Source organism: Candidatus Regiella insecticola LSR1 (genome assembly GCF_000143625.1).
Lineage (GTDB): Bacteria > Pseudomonadota > Gammaproteobacteria > Enterobacterales > Enterobacteriaceae > Regiella > Regiella insecticola.
Map to the genome: position 1 here is coordinate 1 of NZ_GL379603.1, position 599 is coordinate 599.

At 49.7% G+C, this 599-nt stretch carries 1 protein-coding gene; it reads left to right on the top strand.

The genetic code is table 11. The features are described 5' to 3' along the window. Positions 1–25: 25 nt before the first annotated feature. A partial coding sequence (locus REG_RS14800) for a helical backbone metal receptor (RefSeq protein WP_455549906.1) occupies positions 26–599 on the top strand: 574 nt, incomplete at its 3' end.

Sequence of the window (599 nt, forward strand, 5' to 3'; positions counted from 1 at the left end):
ACCGATGAGCGCAGACTACTACCTGATGAGGCGAGCCCCCTCAGCCAACAACGCGGCGGCTGCAAAGACGAAGGGTATATATTATTTTTTTATCGGCTTGCTAGGATATTGGTTAATCGCATTACCGGTATATGCCGCTGTAGAGCGGGTGATCAGCTTAGCACCGAGCACCACTGAACTCGCCTACGCGGCTGGATTAGGAGAAAAATTGATAGCGGCCAGTGATTTTTCTGATTATCCGGCGGCGGCAAATAAATTAGAACGGGTTGCTTCTTGGCAGGGAATCAATGTTGAACGTATTTTAGCGTTAAAACCTGATCTGATCCTTGCGTGGCGCGGGGGAAATCCACAGCGTCCATTAGACCAATTGGCGGCGTTAGGCATCCCTATTTATTCTGATGCGCGTAGTTTTGAACAGATAGCGCAAGAGTTGGAAAAACTGACTGCATATAGCCCGCATCCCGATCGTGCACGGCAAGCAGCGGCGCATATCCGCCAACGAAGTGCCGAATTATACCGCCAATATGGCCATCAATCTGTGCATCGCTCCTCACCGTTACGGATTTTAATACAATTGGGCACTCAGCCACTCTTTACCA